The organism is Thetidibacter halocola, from assembly GCF_018224955.1.
GTDB lineage: Bacteria > Pseudomonadota > Alphaproteobacteria > Rhodobacterales > Rhodobacteraceae > Thetidibacter > Thetidibacter halocola.
The window spans coordinates 501,653-517,961 of sequence record NZ_JAGTUU010000001.1; the positions used below are offsets into that span (position 1 = coordinate 501,653).

At 68.8% G+C, this 16,309-nt stretch carries 15 protein-coding genes; 8 read left to right on the top strand and 7 right to left on the bottom strand.

From position 1 onward, the window contains the following. Positions 1-56: 56 nt before the first annotated feature. From KB874_RS02220 to KB874_RS02230, 3 genes are read left to right on the top strand one after another with little or no spacing between them, the layout of a single operon-like run. Positions 57-206 (top strand): hypothetical protein, encoded by a 150-nt coding sequence (locus tag KB874_RS02220; protein WP_212534901.1) that lies wholly within the window; start codon positions 57-59, stop codon positions 204-206. Further along, positions 196-1,656 (top strand): hypothetical protein, encoded by a 1,461-nt coding sequence (locus KB874_RS02225; RefSeq protein WP_212534902.1) that lies wholly within the window; start codon positions 196-198, stop codon positions 1,654-1,656. The genes KB874_RS02220 and KB874_RS02225 overlap by 11 nt, the downstream gene beginning before the upstream one ends. Next, positions 1,653-2,585, top strand: a complete 933-nt coding sequence (locus KB874_RS02230; protein ID WP_212534903.1) for a site-specific tyrosine recombinase XerD — start codon at positions 1,653-1,655, stop codon at positions 2,583-2,585. Before KB874_RS02225 ends, KB874_RS02230 begins: the two co-directional genes overlap by 4 nt. 130 nt (positions 2,586-2,715) lie before the next feature. On the opposite strand, the gene KB874_RS02235 is transcribed toward KB874_RS02230, so the two are convergent. Further along, positions 2,716-3,522, bottom strand: coding sequence for a metallophosphoesterase family protein (locus KB874_RS02235; RefSeq protein ID WP_212534904.1), 807 nt, complete (start codon positions 3,520-3,522; stop codon positions 2,716-2,718). 71 nt (positions 3,523-3,593) lie between these two features. Between KB874_RS02235 and KB874_RS02240 the strand changes: the two genes are divergently transcribed. Then, positions 3,594-4,916 carry an HlyC/CorC family transporter gene (locus tag KB874_RS02240; RefSeq protein WP_212534905.1) on the top strand — a complete coding sequence of 441 codons (1,323 nt, stop codon included), beginning with the start codon at positions 3,594-3,596 and terminating at the stop codon, positions 4,914-4,916. 21 nt (positions 4,917-4,937) lie between these two features. Here KB874_RS02240 and KB874_RS02245 read toward each other — a convergent pair whose 3' ends face one another. Continuing rightward, positions 4,938-6,035 carry a sensor histidine kinase gene (locus KB874_RS02245; protein ID WP_212534906.1) on the bottom strand — a complete coding sequence of 366 codons (1,098 nt, stop codon included), beginning with the start codon at positions 6,033-6,035 and terminating at the stop codon, positions 4,938-4,940. 70 nt (positions 6,036-6,105) lie between these two features. Beyond that, positions 6,106-7,317: a DUF2254 domain-containing protein gene (locus tag KB874_RS02250; protein ID WP_212534907.1), complete on the bottom strand. Its 1,212-nt coding sequence runs from the start codon at positions 7,315-7,317 to the stop codon at positions 6,106-6,108. Between the two features lie 80 nt (positions 7,318-7,397). On the opposite strand from KB874_RS02250, the gene KB874_RS02255 reads away from it, so the two are divergent. Both KB874_RS02255 and KB874_RS02260 read left to right on the top strand, forming a co-directional pair. Further along, a complete protein-coding gene (locus KB874_RS02255) occupies positions 7,398-8,048 on the top strand; it encodes an aldolase/citrate lyase family protein (protein ID WP_212534908.1) in 651 nt (216 codons plus the stop codon). A 98-nt stretch (positions 8,049-8,146) separates the two neighbouring features. Continuing rightward, positions 8,147-10,546: a GcvT family protein gene (locus KB874_RS02260; RefSeq protein ID WP_212534909.1), complete on the top strand. Its 2,400-nt coding sequence runs from the start codon at positions 8,147-8,149 to the stop codon at positions 10,544-10,546. A 180-nt stretch (positions 10,547-10,726) separates the two neighbouring features. Here KB874_RS02260 and KB874_RS02265 read toward each other — a convergent pair whose 3' ends face one another. Together KB874_RS02265 and KB874_RS02270 are read right to left on the bottom strand one after the other, a co-directional pair. Beyond that, on the bottom strand, positions 10,727-11,698 hold the full coding sequence (locus KB874_RS02265; protein ID WP_212534910.1) for an alpha/beta fold hydrolase: 972 nt from the start codon (positions 11,696-11,698) through the stop codon (positions 10,727-10,729). Position 11,699: 1 nt separating this feature from the next. Next, positions 11,700-12,641, bottom strand: coding sequence for a homoserine O-succinyltransferase (locus tag KB874_RS02270; RefSeq protein WP_212534911.1), 942 nt, complete (start codon positions 12,639-12,641; stop codon positions 11,700-11,702). A 124-nt stretch (positions 12,642-12,765) separates the two neighbouring features. Between KB874_RS02270 and KB874_RS02275 the strand changes: the two genes are divergently transcribed. Continuing rightward, entirely contained in the window at positions 12,766-13,350 is a 585-nt protein-coding gene (locus tag KB874_RS02275) for a hypothetical protein (RefSeq protein ID WP_212534912.1), read from the top strand. A 148-nt stretch (positions 13,351-13,498) separates the two neighbouring features. Here KB874_RS02275 and KB874_RS02280 read toward each other — a convergent pair whose 3' ends face one another. Both KB874_RS02280 and KB874_RS02285 read right to left on the bottom strand, forming a co-directional pair. Then, entirely contained in the window at positions 13,499-14,353 is an 855-nt protein-coding gene (locus KB874_RS02280) for an ATPase (RefSeq protein ID WP_212534913.1), read from the bottom strand. A gap of 54 nt (positions 14,354-14,407) precedes the next feature. Further along, on the bottom strand, positions 14,408-15,301 hold the full coding sequence (locus KB874_RS02285; protein WP_249200203.1) for a DMT family transporter: 894 nt from the start codon (positions 15,299-15,301) through the stop codon (positions 14,408-14,410). A 111-nt stretch (positions 15,302-15,412) separates the two neighbouring features. On the opposite strand from KB874_RS02285, the gene ppk2 reads away from it, so the two are divergent. Next, positions 15,413-16,282: a polyphosphate kinase 2 gene (gene ppk2, locus KB874_RS02290; RefSeq protein ID WP_212534915.1), complete on the top strand. Its 870-nt coding sequence runs from the start codon at positions 15,413-15,415 to the stop codon at positions 16,280-16,282. The last annotated feature ends 27 nt before the right edge of the window (positions 16,283-16,309 follow it).

Sequence of the window (16,309 nt, forward strand, 5' to 3'; positions counted from 1 at the left end):
GACAAAAAGACTAGGTAGAAGATGAAAAAAACCTGGGGCAGAGGCATAATCCGGACATGGGGCGACTGATCAAACTGCTGTTCTACCTGGCCATCCTGGGCGCGCTGGCGCTGGTGGCCTATGCCTATGTCGGGCCGTTCTTCGGGGCCGACTTCAGCCCGCCGCAAGGCGAAATCCGCCAACCCGTCGACCTGGATGCGAACTGAGGCGCTGATCCTCGCCCTGGCGCTGGCGCTGGCGCCGGGCCTGTCACAGGCGCAAGGCGTTCCTTCCACGCGCGGGGCGCTGCCGCCGCAAGTGGACAGCGCCCCGCTGGGCGAGACCGATCCCGGCGCCGTGGGGCTGCTTTCGCCGCGCATGACCGGGCTTCCGGCTGCGCTGTGGCAGCGCTCGGACGGGGTCGCGCTCGAAGGGCTGATCGGCGCCATCGTCCCGGTGGTGCCCGCCCTGCAGGACCTGATGCACACGCTGATGCTGGCCGAGGCGCTGCCGCCCGAGGGGCATGGCATGGCGCATCTTGGCGCGCGGCTGGACTGGCTGATCGACAATGGCGCGGTGGACGAGGCGGCGGCCCTGCTCGAGATCGTGGGCCATGACCGGCCCGCTCTGTTCGCCCGCTGGGCCGATCTCGCGCTGTTGCAAGGTCAGCCCGAAAGCGCCTGCCGCACCCAGGCGGCGGAACCGCGCCTGTCCGGCGACTGGTCGCTGCGGGTGTTCTGCATCGCGCGCTCAGGCGACTGGACGCGCGCCGCGCTGGTCCTGCAAGGGGCGCGCACGCTGGGCACGATCCCGGAACGCCGCGTCGACCTGCTGGAACGCTTCCTCGACCCGGAGCTGGCCGAGGGCGCGCCGCCGCTGCTGCCGCCGGTGCGCCCGACGCCGCTGGAATTCCGCCTGTTCGAGGCGCTGGGAGAGCCGCTGCCGACCGCGCCCCTGCCGCTGGCCTTTTCCGTTCTGGACCTGACCGGCGACAATGGCTGGCGGGCGCAGATCGAGGCGGCGGAGCGTCTGGCGCGGGCGGGCTCGCTGCCCGCGAACCGACTGCTGGGGCTTTATACGCTGCGCGAACCGGCGGCCTCGGGCGGGGTCTGGGACCGGGTGGCGGCCTTTCAGGCCTTCGAAGCAGCGCTGGCCCGAGGGCGGCCCGACGCGGTCGGCCCGGCCCTGCAACGGGTCTGGCCGCAGATGGCCAGCGCGCGCCTGCTGGTCCCCTTTGCCGAACTGTTCGCCACCGGCCTCGCCGCGCAGCGGCTGGAGGGACGGGCGGCGCGCATGGCGCAGCGCGCCGCCTTCCTGTCGGCAGATTACGAGGGGCTTGCCCCGGCCGCCGGCGCCCCGACCGATGCCGAGACGGCCTTTCTCGCGTCGCTCGCGCGCGGCAAGGCTCCGGCCTCCATCCCCGACTTGCCCCATGCCGAGGCTGTCGCGGCGGGATTTGCCGGCGCGCCGATGCCCCCGGTGCTGGCAGAGCAACTGGCGGCGGGCCGGCTGGGCGAGGTCATCCTGCGCGCCGTGGCCCTGTTTTCCAGCGGCGCCGAGGGAAACGGCGCCGACCTGGCCGACGCGCTGGCCACGTTCCGCGCGCTGGGGCTGGAGGACGTGGCGCGGCGCGCCGCACTGCAACTGGTGCTGCTGGATGCGGAGCGCGCGCTGTGAGCGGCGACCGTCACTGGGTCGCGCGCTTTCTCGAGGCGATGGCCGCGGAACGGGGGGCGGCGGCGAACACGCTGGCCGCCTATGAGCGCGACCTCGCCCACGTGGCGGAATGGCTTGCCGACCGGGGCCGCGACCTGTCGGACGCCTCGCGCGCGGATGTCGAGGACTACCTCGTGGATTGCGACACCCTTGGCCTGTCGCGGGCGACCCGGGCGCGGCGGCTGTCGGCGGTGAAGCAGCTCTATCGCTTTGCCTTCGAGGAAGGTCTGCGCGAGGACAACCCGGCGGTGCAGATCGCCGGGCCCGGCCGCGACAAGCGCCTGCCCAAGACGCTGAGCATCGAAGAGGTCGACCGCCTGCTGGAGGCCGCCGCGAAACACGGCCGGACCGACGCCGACCGGCTGCGCAATGGCTGCCTGATGCAGGTGCTCTACGCGACTGGCATGCGGGTGAGCGAGTTGGTCTCGCTGCCGCTGTCTTCCGCGCGGGGTGATCCAAGGATGCTACTGATCCGCGGCAAGGGCGGCAAGGAACGGATGGTGCCTCTGTCGCCACCCGCGCGGGTGGCGCTGGCAGCGTGGCTTGCCTGCCGCGATGCCGAGGACGCGGCGGCGCGCGAGAAAGGCAGGCCGCCCTCGCCCTTCCTGTTCCCGTCGCGCGGCAAGGCCGGGCACCTGACGCGCCATGCCTTCTACATGGCGATCAAGGATTTCGCCGTGGCGGGGGGCGTCTCGCCGGACAAGGTGACGCCGCACACGCTGCGCCATGCCTTCGCCACGCATCTGCTGGCCAATGGCGCCGATCTGCGGGCGATCCAGACGCTGCTGGGCCATGCCGACGTGGCGACGACCGAGATCTACACCCACGTGCTGGAGGAGCGGTTGCGCGACCTCGTGCTGGAGCATCACCCGCTGGCCCGCGACGACTGATCCAGCGGGGCGCGCCTGCGGCGCGCACACGGATCTTGCGGCCTGCGGCCGGTTCGGGGGCTCTGCCCCCGTCGCGCTGACGCGCGACTCCCCCGGGATACTTGTGGCCAGAAGAAGACCCGGATGGCTTTCAGCGGCGGCGGAGGTCGGGGGGCAGAATGTCTTCGGAGGGCCACCAGCCGCTGCGCAGGGCAGCGTGGTAGCCTTGGATCAGCCCCGATACCTCCATCGCCGCTGCGGCGGTCTCATGGTCGTATTCGAGGCGGTGCAGCGCTGGGCTGCCATCGGCATCGAGCGTGGCGAAGGCCGTTTGGGGGCGGCCGTCATGCGGCGGCAGGCCGATGGCGCCGGCATTGACCCAGGTGACGCCGGCGACCTGCCGGATGAAAGGCATGCCGCAGTGGCCCGCGATCATGATGTCGACCGGGCCGGCGACTTCGGCCAGGGCGGCGATTTCCTGCGCCAGATCGGAGTCGGGTGAGGACGGCCAGAGAAAACGGGAGATGTCGGTCACGCCGCCATGGATCACCGCGCCGCGCCGACCGGCGTGGCGGAAAATCAGGATACCGGGAAGCCCTTCCATCCAGGCGCGGGCCGTCTCGTCGCAGGCCGCAGAGGCGTGGGCATACCAGGCGGCAGAGAGCCTGTCGCAGGTGCTGCCCGCACCGAAGCCGCAGCCGCAATCCCCGCCACCCGCCGCGATCTGGCGCTCGACATTGCCGGCGATGCAGGGGATCGCCTCGGCGCGCATCCGTGCGACGCAGGCAGCCGCGTCGGCGCCGTAGGCCACAACGTCGCCGGTACAGAGCGTTTGCGTTCGGGGGATGGCGCGACGGGCGCCCTCGGCCAGCACAGCGTCGAGCGCCTGGAAATTCGAGTAAGGCCCGCCGAAGGCCAGCACCGGCCCGCGCAATTCGCCCAAATCCCGCAGCCGCATGACCTTCCCCTTGAACCGCCGGGGTCCGCGCCCCATAACCAGCCACATCAGAATAAAGGAAACCCCGCCCTATGGAAGCCGAGTCCGGCCTGCTCGACGCCGCCTTCTGGATGACAGCCCTGTCGATCCTCGGACTGCTGATGATGTCGGCCTTCTTTTCGGGGTCGGAAACCGCGCTGACCGCGGCCAGCCGGGGCAAGCTGCGCGCCGCCCAGGACAAGGGCAACAAGGGTGCGGCGCTGGCGTTGACGATCACCGAGGACAGCGAGCGGCTGATCGGTTCGGTTCTGCTTGGCAACAACCTGGTGAATATCCTCGCGACGTCGCTGGCCACCGCGCTGCTGACGCGAGTGTTCGGCGAAAGCGGCGTGGCGCTGGCGACGCTGGTGATGACGGTGCTGGTGCTGATCTTCGCCGAGGTTCTGCCCAAGACCTATGCCATCACGAACCCCGAGACCGCCGCCGCCTATGTCGCGCGACCGATCACCGTGATCGTGAAGGTCTTTGCGCCCGTGGTCTCCGCGGTGCGGATGCTGGTGCGCGGCGTGCTGCGCATCTTCGGCGTGCGCACCGATCCCGACAGTCACATCCTGGCGGTGCGCGAGGAAATCGCCGGCGCCTTGCAGCTGGGCCATTCCGAGGGCGTCGTCCAGAAAGAGGACCGCGACCGCATCCTGGGGGCGCTGGACCTGGGTGACCGCACGGTCGAGGAGATCATGCTGCACCGCTCGGGGATCGAGATGATCAACGGCGATGCCGCGCCGCAGGAAATCCTGGAACAGTGCCTGGAAAGCAGCCATACGCGCCTGCCGGTCTATCGCGACGATCCCGAGAACATCATCGGCGTGATCCACGCCAAGGACCTGCTGCGCGCCATGTACAAGCTGGTGGGCGAGGATCAGGCCATGGCAACGGCCCTGGCCGAGTTCGATATCTCGCAGGTGATGATGAAGCCCTATTTCATCCCCGACACGACCTCGCTCGACGACCAGATGCGCAACTTCCTGCGCCGCCGGACGCATTTCGCGCTGGTGGTGGACGAATATGGCGCGCTGCAGGGGCTGATCACGCTGGAGGACATCCTCGAGGAGATCGTCGGCGAGATCACCGACGAGTTCGACCCGGATGCAGAGCACCCGATCAAGACCGCCGAAGACGGCCATTACTGGATTGACGGCGCGATGACGATTCGCGACTTCAACCGCGCGACGGACTGGGTGCTGCCCGATGACGAGGCCAACACCGTCGCAGGCCTGGTGATCCACGAGGCGCAGATGATCCCGACCGTCGGGCAGGTGTTTTCCTTCCACGGGTTCCGCTTCGAGGTGATCGCGCGCGAGAACAACCGAATCACCAAGCTCAAGGTGCGCCCGCTGGAGACCGTCGCGGCCTGACCGCCCGGCGCGCGCCGCGGCTCAGGCCACGGGCCGGGCGGGCACGATCAGCTCCAGGCGATAACCTTCGGGCCCGGGGCCGATGGTCAGGCTGCCGCCCAGCTGGTCGGCCGCCGCCTGCATCAGGCGCAACCCGATCCCGCCGCCCGTGTCACCCGCCTCTGGCGCGGCGGACCCGCCGGTATCGTGGGCCTCGAGAAGCAGCGCCCCGTCCTCGTCGCGCAGCGACACCCGCACCGCGCCCGCCTGTCCCGCGCCGAAGGCGTGCTTGAAGGCGTTCGCCGCGAATTCGCTGACGATCACCGCCAGCGCCTGCGCCGCCTCGGGGCTGGCAACCAGCGGCGCCAGGACCGCCTCGACGCGCACGCCTTCGGGCGCCTGCCGCGTCAGCAGCGCCACCACCCGGCCCAGGTAGTCGTCCAGCGGCACGGAGCCGGGCGTTCCGGCGCGGTAGAGTGCGCCATGCAGGTCCGCCACCGCGCCGATGCGGCGGGCCACGGCGTCGAGCACTTCGCGCGCCTCGTCACCCTGTGCCCGGGCCCGGTAGAGCCGCACCAGCGAGGCCACGGTCTGGAGCGAGTTCTTCACCCTGTGGTCGATCTCGTCGCGCAGCACCGCCTCGGCGCGCAACGCGCGCCGCAGGTCGAGTTGGCGCATCACCTGTGCCGCCATCACGCGCAGCGTGTTGCGCTGCAGGTCGGTCAGCACGCGCGGCCTTGTGTCCAGCACGCAGAGTGTGCCCAGCGCCTGACCGCCCGGCGCGATCAGGGGCACACCGGCGTAAAAGCGCAGGTCCACAAGCCCGCCGCAGCACAGCGGGTTGTCGATCGTGCGCCGGTCGCGCGTGGTGTCGGGGATCTCGAGCAACTCGGTGCCGAGGATCGCGTGGGCGCAGATCGACTGATCCAGTGGCGTCTCGGCCCTGTCCAGGCCAACCCGTGCCTTGAACCATTGCCGCTCGGCATCGACCAGGCTGACCAGCGCCACCGGCACGTCCAGCAGCCGGGAAACCAGGGCCACGACCTCGTCGAAGCCGGTCTCGGCCCCGCTGTCGAGGATGTCGTAATCGCGCAGCGCGCGCAGCCGCGCAGCCTCGTCCCGTGGTTTGTCAGCCTGCATGTCGCGCCCTCCTCCTGCGGCGGGCACGGTAGCAGGACGTCGCGGCGGGGCAACCCGGTTGCGGGCCGTGTCAGGCGTCTGCCGCAGCCATGTCCGCCGCCATCGCCGTGGCGGCACGGGCCATGTCGCGCGCGCCCTCCAGCGCGGCCAGCGCATCCAGCGCCTGCATCACCGCGCGCCGCACCTCGGGTGCGTCGGTCGCATGGCGCAGGATGCCGTCATAGGCGGCGTGCAGGCAGTCGACGGCGGTCACCGGCGGCGCCCAGAGCCGGTTGCAGGCGGGCGGATCGGCGGGCGGGTCGCGCGCCTCGGCCAGAACGCGCGACAGGCGGAAGGCCACGTCGATCGCAGTGCCCGGGTCGTTGATGCCGGGCGACAGTGCGCGCACTCCGACCTCGGCCAGAACCGTCACGCCGAACAGCGGATCCTGCTCGAAGCTGCGCAGCGCCGACAGGGGCAACGCCTCGGCCAGGACGGTGCGGGCGGCAAGGCCCAGCGCCTGTCCCACGTCGCCCCGGTCGGCGGCGACAAAGCCCAGCACCCCGCCTTCCAGAACGTGGCCGCCCACCGGGACGGTGACGAAGACGCGCAGGCCCTTGTCCTCCGCCTCTGTCTGGATCGCCTGTTCGAACACCTGTTGCAGGTAGCCGCTTCGCCGCGCCCGGATCGGCACCGCGTCCTCGGGAATCTGGTTGCCGGGCTCGGTCAGCGCGTGCCCGCCATGGCAGGGCATCCGTGCCGCCCGCCGCAGCGCGTCCGCCGCCTCGGCCTCCAGCGTGGCGGCGGTATCGGTCAGGCTGCCCAACCCCTCGAGATGCACGATCCAGCGGATCAGCGAGACCATCACCAGCGTGACCACGCCCAGCGTCATGAAGAACAGCAATACCACGCCCCGGTCATCGAACAGCCCCGCCGCACGCATCACGATCCCCACCAGCGAGAACAGAAACGCGCCAAGGAAATTCGCCAGCACTGAATGCGTCACCGCGTCCTCGCGCAGCACCAGGTGGCTGCGCGGCGTCCATTGCGCGGCGGCATTGTTCAGCGCCGTGACCATGACGGTCAGCGAGAAGATCGTCACCGCCAGCATCGACGAGGCCAGCGTCTGCAGGATCGCATCCACCGCATCGGCGCCCACGACCCGGCCCAGATCGGCCGGGATCATGTGGCCGAAGGCCATCGCCCCCGCCAGCGCCAGCAGCGCCAGAATCGCCAGCAGGATCACCCGCACATGGATGCGGCGTGACAGCTGGCGCAGGCGCCGCAGGATGCTCAGGATCATGGCGGGACTCCCTTTTGTCCGGCGCAGGAAGGCATCCGTGCGACGGTTCGCTCCAATCGAATTCGTTGAAGGATAGAGACATGAGCGCATTCCGCCAGCGCCTGCATGGCACGCAGGGCCGCATGACCGTACATGTCGTCACGATCCACTCGCCCTCCGTGACACAGGTGCATGCGATGATCGCCGCAACACAGGGCTTCGACTGTGCGCCGACGGTGCGCGTGGACCGGATCGACGCCGCAACCGTCAAGCGCGTGCCGGCCCCCGGCGCCGAGGGGGTCGTCTTTCCGCAGGTCCGCAACGCCGGGGATGCCCGCGCGGCGGTGGCCTCCATGCGCTATCCGCCGCTTGGCGTGCGCGGCTTCGACCCGTTCCTTGCGCATTCGCGATGGGGTCAGGCGATGCCGGAAAATGCAAGCGAGATCGAGGACAGGCTGATCTTCTGCCTGCTGGTCGAGACACGCGACGCGGTCGAGACCATCGACGCGATGTTCGACCTGCCCCCGGACACGGGCCTGATGGGGCAGTTCGGCCATCCCGACCTGCTGGCCGCGATGGCGCAGGTGGAACGGGCCGCACAGGCGGCGGGCAATCCGCTGGGCAATGTCGGGCCGACCGGGGCCCAGGCGCAGGGCCTGTTCGCGCGCAGCTATCGCGTCATCGCCGGTTTCGACGCGCTGTGGCCGAAGGCCATGGCGGCCGAGGCGCAGGCATGGTGCAGGCGCGGCTGAACGCGCGATCACCAAACGACACGACCTGTCGCAGACGGACAAGCCCGCGTGGACGAGCCTTGGTCCCCTGCCCGCATAGGCTGGCAACGGAGCGTTCCATGAAAACCACCACACGGGTCGTCGTGATCGGCGGCGGGGTCGTCGGCTGTTCGGTGCTCTATCATCTGACGAAACTCGGCTGGTCGGACGTGACGCTGGTGGAACGCTCCGAGCTGACCTCGGGTTCCACCTGGCACGCGGCAGGCGGGTTCCACACGCTGAACGGCGACACCAACATGGCGGCGCTGCAGGGCTACACGATCCGGCTCTATCGCGAGCTCGAGGAACTGACCGGCATGTCCTGCGGGCTGCACCACGTGGGCGGCGTGACGCTGGCGGACAATGCCGAACGCTGGGACATGCTGAAGGCCGAGCGCGCCAAGCACCGCTACATGGGCCTGCACACCGAGTTGATCGGCCCCGAGGAGATCGCGAAACTCTCGCCGCTCATCAACCTCGACGGCATCAGGGGCGCGCTCTACGACCCGCTCGACGGGCATCTCGACCCGTCCGGCACGACGCATGCCTATGCGAGGGCCGCGCGCATGGGCGGTGCTGCGATCGAAACGCATTGCATGGTGCACGAGACCACCCAGCGCCGCGACGGCACCTGGGACGTGGTCACCGACAAGGGCACGATCCACACCGAGCACGTGGTCAACGCGGGCGGGCTCTGGGCGCGCGAGGTCGGGGCGATGGCGGGCGTCTACCTGCCGCTGCACCCGATGGAACACCAGTATGTGGTGACCGACGACATCCCCGAGATCTATGAGCGCGAGGCAGAACATCCCCATGTAATGGACCCTGCAGGCGAAAGTTATCTCCGCCAGGAGGGGCGTGGCTTGTGCATCGGCTTCTACGAGCAGCCCTGCCGCCCCTGGGCGGTGGATGGCACGCCGTGGACCTTTGGCCATGAACTGTTGCCCGACGATTTCGACAAGATCGAGGATTCGATCGCCTTCGCTTATCGCCGCTTCCCGGTGCTGGAACGCGCGGGCGTGAAACGCGTGATCCACGGCCCCTTCACCTTTGCCCCCGACGGCAACCCGCTGGTCGGCCCGATCCCGGGCCTGCGCGGCTACTGGTCGGCCTGCGGCGTGATGGCGGGGTTCAGCCAGGGCGGCGGTGTCGGCCTGATGCTGGCGCAATGGATGATCGATGGTGAATGCGAGCGCGACACCCGCGCGCTGGACGTGGCACGCTTCGGCGACTGGATCACGCCGGGCTACACGCTGCCCAAGGTGATCGAGAACTACCAGACGCGCTTTTCTGTGGCCTACCCGAACGAGGAAAAGCCCGCCGCGCGCCCCAACCGCACGACGCCGATGTATGACCTCTTCGATCGTCTAGGCGCGGTCTGGGGCCAGCAATACGGGCTGGAGGTGGTCAACTACTTTGCCCAAGGCGACGAACCCCGGTACGAGACGCCGAGTTTCCGCCGATCGAACGCCTGGGAGGCGACCGCGCGAGAGGTGGCGGCGGTGCGCAGTGGCGTCGGCATCAACGAGTTGCAGAACTTCGGCAAGTATCGCGTGACCGGGCCGCGCGCACGGGCGTGGCTCGACCGGATCATGGCGGGCCGCATCCCGGCGCAGGGGCGGATCGCGCTGAACCCGATGCTGTCGCCCGCGGGCCGGATCATCGGCGATTTCACCGTGACCTGCCTTGGCGAGCAGAGTTTCCAGCTGACCGCCAGCTACGGCGCGCAGGCCTACCACATGCGCTGGTTCCTGCAGAACCTCGAGGAGGGCGTTTCGGTCGAGAACGTCAGCGACCGCATCACCGGCTTCCAGATCGCCGGGCCAAAGGCCGCCGAGGTGCTGGCCGCCTGCACCCGCGACCCGGTCGACCTGCGCTTCCTCGACGCGCGCGAGATGGTCGTCGGCATGACAGACTGCCTGGTGCAGCGCGTCTCCTACACGGGCGACCTCGGCTATGAAATCTACTGCGACCCGATGGGCCAGCGGCAACTCTGGTCGACCCTGTGGGAGGCGGGCAAGGCGCATGGCATGGCGCCCTTCGGGATGCGCGCGATGATGAGCCTGCGGCTGGATCGCTTCTTCGGCTCCTGGGGGCGGGAGTTCTCACCCGACTACACGCCCGCCGAGACGGGTCTGGATCGGTTCATCGCCTGGTCCAAGGGCGATTTCATCGGCCGCGCGGCGGCGGAGGCCGAGCGCGCGACACCCCCCGCGCGCAGGCTCGCGCCCTTTGCCGTCGACGCGCTGGATGCCGACGTACAAGGGTTCGAGCCGATCTGGATCGACGGCGCGGTGGCGGGTTTCTGCACCTCGGGCGGCTATTCGCACCACGCGGGCACATCGGTCGCTTTGGCGCTGGTTCCGCGTGAGCGCGCCGCGCCGGGACTGGAGGCCGAGATCGAGATCCTGGGAGAGATGCGCCCCGCCCGCCTGCTGACCGAGGCGCTGTTCGACCCGGAAGGAACGCGGTTCAGATAGGTCGGCAAGTCTGCTCCAATGTTTCGCGCGCGAAACTTTGGAGCATGATTTATTATTTATGATCAATATGTTGTTAACCAGATCGCAGCCGAGCGCGGAAAAAGGCGCGCAGCGCCGCCGCGCCATCGACGGGTCGCCCCCACGGCCGGGCGATGCCGGTCCCGGTCTGCTCCTTGCGCCTCAGCCCCCCGCCCGCGCCACCGCGCGGCGCACCGCCTCGATCACCGCGCCTTCGCGGGCGTGATGCGGCATGTGGCCGATCCCCTCCAGCACGGTCAGCCGCGCAGCCGGGATCAGCGGCGCCGCGCGCTCCGCATGGACCTTCAAGGGTACGATCGTGTCGGCATCGCCATGCAGGAATTCGACCGGCAGGGACAGGGATGGATAGCGTTCCGACATCGACACAACGTGCGGGCGCAGCGTGTTCACCTGCCGCGAATTGGCGCGCAGCGTCTCGCGCCGCAAGCTAAGCCCCGGCCCGATATGATCCAGATACCCCTCGGGTGCGCTCTGCGGCTCGAAGATCGAGTTCACGACCGACCCCGTCTGCATCGGATCGGTGAAGGCCGTGACGACCAGTGGCACCGCCGCGCCGCCGATCCCGGATCCCAGCACCTTGTATTGCGCCCCCAACGAGCCTGGCCACGGCATGACCGCCCCCGACAGGATCACCAGCCCCGAAGCCGGGTGATCCAGCCCCCAGGCCATCGCAACCGCACCGCCATAGGAATGGCCCAGCACGACCGGCGCCGCGACCCCCAGCGCCCCGGCCGCCCGCGCCAGCAGCGCCGCCTGCACCTGCGGGCTTTCGGCGCGCGGGTTGAACGCGCCCGTGACCGACGGATCGGGCCGTCCGGTATAGCCCAGCCCCGGCCGGTCAAACGCCGTCACGCGGTGGCTTTCCGCCAGTCGGCCCATCAGCGAAAAGGTGAAATCACGCAGGTTGCCGCCCGCCCCGTGGATCAGCACCACGTCGGGCCCCTGCCCCTGCTGCACGTAATGGACGCGCGTTCCGTCCACCTCGACAAAGCCGCCGACGGGCGGCCAGCGCCGCTCGGCCTCGGCCTCGGCACGCTCGGCCCGGGCACCCATCCAGAGGCTGCCTCCCGGCACCACCAGCGCGGCGCTCAGGGCCACGGCACGGAATAGCATGTCACCCCCTCAGGTCGGTCGATCTCATCCCAATGTCAGATAGGTCGAAGGGCGTCGTCTGGTAGATCTCGTTGATCCAGTTGCCATAAAGCAGGTGCGCATGGCTGCGCCAACGGTTCTGCGGCGGTTTGCCGGGATCGTCGTCGGGATAGTAGTTTGCCGGCACGTTGATCGGCTTTCCGGCCGCCACGTCGCGGTCGTATTCTTCCTTCAGCGTCAGGCTGTCATACTCGAAATGGTTGAAGACATAGAGAGCGCGATGCGCCTTGTCCTCGACAAGGCAGGGTCCGGTCTGATCGCTGTCGATCAGGATGGTCAGGCCAGCGGCCTCGATCTCGTCGCGCTTCAGTTCCGTCCAGCGCGAGACCGGGATCACCATGTCATCGGAAAAGCCGCGCAGATAGGGCGAGGCCGGCGCGAGGTTGCGATGCCGCACCGCACCGAAGGCCTTGCGATCCAGCAGATGCTTCTGCACGCCGTGGAAATGGTGGATCATCGCCATCCCGCCCCAGCAGACGCCGAAGGTGGAATGCACGTTGGTCTGTGTCCAGTCGAAGACCTGGCACAGCTCATCCCAATAGGTCACCTCCTCGAAGGGCAGGTGCTCGATCGGGGCGCCGGTGATGATCAGCCCATCGAATTTCTCGCCCGTCTCGGCCACCTCGGCGAAGGGGCGATAGAAATTCTCCATGTGCTCGGCGGCGGTGTTCTTGGTCTGGTGCTCGGTCATGCGGATCAGCGACAACTCGATCTGCAGCGGCGTCGCGCCGATCAGCCGGGCGAACTGGTTCTCCGTGGCGATCTTCTTGGGCATCAGGTTCAGCAGGCCGATGCGGATGGGCCGTATGTCCTGCCGCGAGGCCGCATCCTCGGACATGACCATGACACCCTCGCGCGACAGCACGGTATAGGCGGGTAGGTCGGCAGGCAGCTTGATGGGCATCGCAGGTGTCTCCGGTTTCGGCAGGCGCCATAGATAGGCCAAGCCCGGAAGGGGAACAAGCGTTGCGCGAGAACCGATTCGACGAGATGCTGGAGGCTCCATTCCCTTGACTGGAGCATTTGACATGAAACCCATTCGAACCGCCGTTGCGGCCTTGGCCGGCCTTGTGGCGCTGGCGGCACCAGCCCGGGCCCAGGAGGATCCCATGGCGCTGCAACGCTGCGTCTGGTCCTGCCTTTACGGGCCGGGCAAGAACGATCCGGCCAGCCCGGCCTACAGTGCCTGTGTCGCCCAGCGCTGCACCGGCGAGAGCGCCGCGACCACGCCGGCGCCGCCCGCCGACCCGACGCAGGGCTGGGCCGCGAGCCGCACCGGCGCGGGCGTCGGCTATGCCGGGGTCGACGGGGTGCCCGGTCAGACCGGGCTCTACTACTTCTGCGGCCAGGGACAGAGCTTTCTGCGGGTCATCGGCATCGACGGCGGCGAGCGCGGCATGATCGTCGAGATCGACGGGCGGCAATTTCCCCTGACCTTCCGGCCCAATTCCAGCAACGTCCCGGAATCCCACCTGCCCTACACCGCGCCAGTGATTCAGGCGTTGCAATCAGGCAGCCGCGTCCGGGTCCTGTCCTACGAGGCCGGCGTGGTGGTGGACGCCACGCTGGCGGGCTCGCGGCGGGCGCTGGCGCAGGTCATCTCGTCCTGCTGAGGCGGTCCGTCCGGCTCTTCCCGCGGCCGGGCCATGATAAGGCTTGGTGCCGCGCGGGCCTCTTTTGGCTGCAAACATCCAGAGGGGGCGCCAAAGGACTGGCGCAAAGCCCCCCGCAGGATTTTTCGCAAAGATCTTGCGCCCGGCCTCAGCCCAGCGCGGCAGCGATCACGTCGTCGAAATCGGCGGCGTCGCGCACCGTGGCCATGTCCTCGGCCTCGACGGTGACCCCCCAGTTGTCCGCCATCGCCTGGTACAGCGGCTGGCGATGGGCCATGGCGCGGGCATAGGTCCAGCGGATGAAGCCGTCGGGATCGACCGCGTCCTCGGCGCAGCCGGTCGCGTCCAGGTAGTCGCGCCAAGCACCGGTCAGGAACTCGGGCTGGTAGGCCATCGGTTTGGGCGCGCGGTCGAAGCGGCGGATGAGTTCCGCCGTATGCGCCTCCGATCCGCGGATCCAGACCATCAGCGCCACTGCGCCCAGATGCGTCAGGATCGGGTCGGCCTCGTCCTCGGGGTCGACCCATTCGCAGATGCTGCCACCGGTATCGCAGACGAAATGCGGATAGCCATAGAGGTCCTGCGCCCGATCGATGAAATAGCCGGTGTCCAGCAGCGCCTGCATCTCGGCCCTGCGGAATTGTTCCTGGCGGCGGCGATACTCGGCGATGGGCAGGCCGCCACGCGCGACATCGCCCGGCTTGCCCAGGTAGGCTGACACAGCGCTGAGGTTATGGAAGGTGATGTTGGAGCCGATATGGATCGAATCCGACATCAGCAACTCGCGCAGGAAGGGCACCTGCATCGCGTGCCGCTTGGCGTTGTCGGCGATGTATTCGCCCATGTAGCGGGTGCCGATGCGGTAATCGATCGAGTAGTGGAACCAGTTGCCGCTGTCACGCAGCATGGATGAGACATGCGTCTTGCCCAGCCCGGACATGGCGAACAGCACTACCCGCTTCTTCGGCGCCTCGCGCCAGTCCCGCGCGGACTCGTAGATCATGCCCCACCACCTCTCGCGTCTTTCGCACCGGATTACGCGGGCGCGGGGCCGCCGTCAAATCTTCGCGCGCTTGCGGCGGTTCAGCAGCATCAGCCCCGTGGCCAGCAGGGCCAGGCCGGCAAAGGCCTGCGGCGGCAGCGCCTCGTCCCGCACCCAGGCGCCCAGCGCGATCGCCATTGGCGGGATCAGCAGCGTGACCAGCAGCAGGTTTCCCGACCCCGCCATCGCCAGCACGCGGTAGTAAAGCAGGTAGGCCAGCGCCGTCGACGCACAGGCGGCATAGAGGATGCCGGCCCAGGTCGCGGGTTGCAGCGCGACCGAGGGCACGCCCTCGACCATCAGCGTCACCGGCACCATGACCAGCGTGGCCGCCGTCAGCATGCCCAGCGCGGCGGTCACGGGTGGCAGGCCCGACAGCCGCTTGCGCGCCCAGACACCCGACAGCGCATAGCACAGCGTCGCCCCCAGAACCGCCAGTTGCGCCGCCGACGTCAGGTCGAAGGCAAGCAGCGCCTCGGGGCCGATCACCGTCACCACCCCGGCGAATCCCAGCGCCACGCCCGCCGCGCGAGGTGCCGTCAGCCGCTCGTCCGCCAGCAGCAAGGCCGCCGCGAGCACGCCGAAGATCGCCGTGCTGGCGTTCAGGATCGAGGTCAGGCCGGTCGAGATGAACTGCTGCCCCCAGGCAAGCAGCGAAAACGGCAGCGCGGTGTTCATCACCCCCATGACCGCCAGCGGCGCCAGCGAGCGGCGCGGCGGCCAAGGCACCCCGCGCAGCGCGCACCACAACGCCAGCAGCACCGCTGCCAGCCCGGTGCGCCACAGCACGGCGGTGAAGGGCCCGATCTCGTCCAGCGCGGTGCGCACGGCGAGGAAGGATGCGCTCCAGATCACGGCGAGCAGGATCAACTCGGCCCAGGCGCGCAGGGAAAGCGAGGTCTGTGTCATGCGCCGTCTGTGCCGCAGGACGCGCGCCCGCGCCACCCGAAAGCTGCGCATTTGCCTCTGCCGCGCCGCCGTTCCATAGTGCGCCGCAGGACCGGACAAGAGGCAGACCCGATGACCCTTCCCTTCGACGGCGCGATCTCGCGCTTTCACGCTCAGGAGGCCCCCCAGGAGATCCGCGACGCCATCGCCCGCGCCGACAAGGACGCCATCCTGGACCCCGGCTTTCCCTATGCCGAGGAGATGAAGGGCAAGCATTACGACAAGACGATGGAGGCGCTGCAGATCGAGCTGGTCAAGATGCAAGCCTGGGTCAAGGAAAGTGGCGCCCGGGTTGCCATCGTCTTCGAGGGGCGCGATGCCGCCGGCAAGGGCGGCACGATCAAGCGCTTGCGCGAGAACCTGAACCCGCGCGGCGCGCGGGTCGTGGCGCTGTCCAAACCCTCGGACACCGAGGCGACGCAATGGTATTTCCAGCGCTACATCGACCACCTGCCCGCAGGCGGAGAAATCGTGTTCTACGACCGGTCCTGGTATAACCGGGGCGTGGTGGAAAAGGTCTTCGGCTTCTGCACCGACGCGCAGCGCGAACATTTCTTCGCCCAGGTTCCCGATTTCGAGAAGATGCTGGTCGAAGAGGGGATCGTCCTAGTCAAGCTGTGGCTGAACGTGGGCCGCGGAGAACAGCTGCGCCGATTCCTCGAACGCGAGGGCGATCCGTTGAAACAGTGGAAACTCAGCTGGATCGACGTCGAGGGGCTGAAGAAATGGGACGCCTACAGCGCCGCCATCGCCGAGACGCTGGAGCGCAGCCACACGGCCGAGGCGCCCTGGACAGTGATCCGGTCCGATGACAAGCGCCGCGCCCGGATCGAGTCGATCCGCCATGTCCTGACCCGGCTGGACTACTCCAACAGGGACGCAAAGGCCCTGGGCGCCTGCGATCCGAAGATCGTCGGCGGACCGGAGATCTGGCATGGTTGAGCGCACCCACGCCATCCCGGGCACCTG

What these genes read in the sequence shown, in the direction of transcription:
- KB874_RS02225 (WP_212534902.1), top strand. Translation starts at nt 196, where the DNA reads ATGCGAACTGAGGCGCTGATCCTCGCCCTGGCGCTGGCGCTGGCGCCG.
- KB874_RS02260 (WP_212534909.1), top strand. Translation starts at nt 8,147, where the DNA reads ATGAAAACCACCACACGGGTCGTCGTGATCGGCGGCGGGGTCGTCGGC.
- KB874_RS02235 (WP_212534904.1), bottom strand. Translation starts at nt 3,522, where the DNA reads ATGCGGCTGCGGGATTTGGGCGAATTGCGCGGGCCGGTGCTGGCCTTC.
- KB874_RS02240 (WP_212534905.1), top strand. Translation starts at nt 3,594, where the DNA reads ATGGAAGCCGAGTCCGGCCTGCTCGACGCCGCCTTCTGGATGACAGCC.
- KB874_RS02220 (WP_212534901.1), top strand. Translation starts at nt 57, where the DNA reads ATGGGGCGACTGATCAAACTGCTGTTCTACCTGGCCATCCTGGGCGCG.
- KB874_RS02285 (WP_249200203.1), bottom strand. Translation starts at nt 15,301, where the DNA reads ATGACACAGACCTCGCTTTCCCTGCGCGCCTGGGCCGAGTTGATCCTG.
- ppk2 (WP_212534915.1), top strand. Translation starts at nt 15,413, where the DNA reads ATGACCCTTCCCTTCGACGGCGCGATCTCGCGCTTTCACGCTCAGGAG.
- KB874_RS02255 (WP_212534908.1), top strand. Translation starts at nt 7,398, where the DNA reads ATGAGCGCATTCCGCCAGCGCCTGCATGGCACGCAGGGCCGCATGACC.
- KB874_RS02265 (WP_212534910.1), bottom strand. Translation starts at nt 11,698, where the DNA reads ATGCTATTCCGTGCCGTGGCCCTGAGCGCCGCGCTGGTGGTGCCGGGA.
- KB874_RS02245 (WP_212534906.1), bottom strand. Translation starts at nt 6,035, where the DNA reads ATGCAGGCTGACAAACCACGGGACGAGGCTGCGCGGCTGCGCGCGCTG.
- KB874_RS02250 (WP_212534907.1), bottom strand. Translation starts at nt 7,317, where the DNA reads ATGATCCTGAGCATCCTGCGGCGCCTGCGCCAGCTGTCACGCCGCATC.
- KB874_RS02270 (WP_212534911.1), bottom strand. Translation starts at nt 12,641, where the DNA reads ATGCCCATCAAGCTGCCTGCCGACCTACCCGCCTATACCGTGCTGTCG.
- KB874_RS02275 (WP_212534912.1), top strand. Translation starts at nt 12,766, where the DNA reads ATGAAACCCATTCGAACCGCCGTTGCGGCCTTGGCCGGCCTTGTGGCG.
- KB874_RS02280 (WP_212534913.1), bottom strand. Translation starts at nt 14,353, where the DNA reads ATGATCTACGAGTCCGCGCGGGACTGGCGCGAGGCGCCGAAGAAGCGG.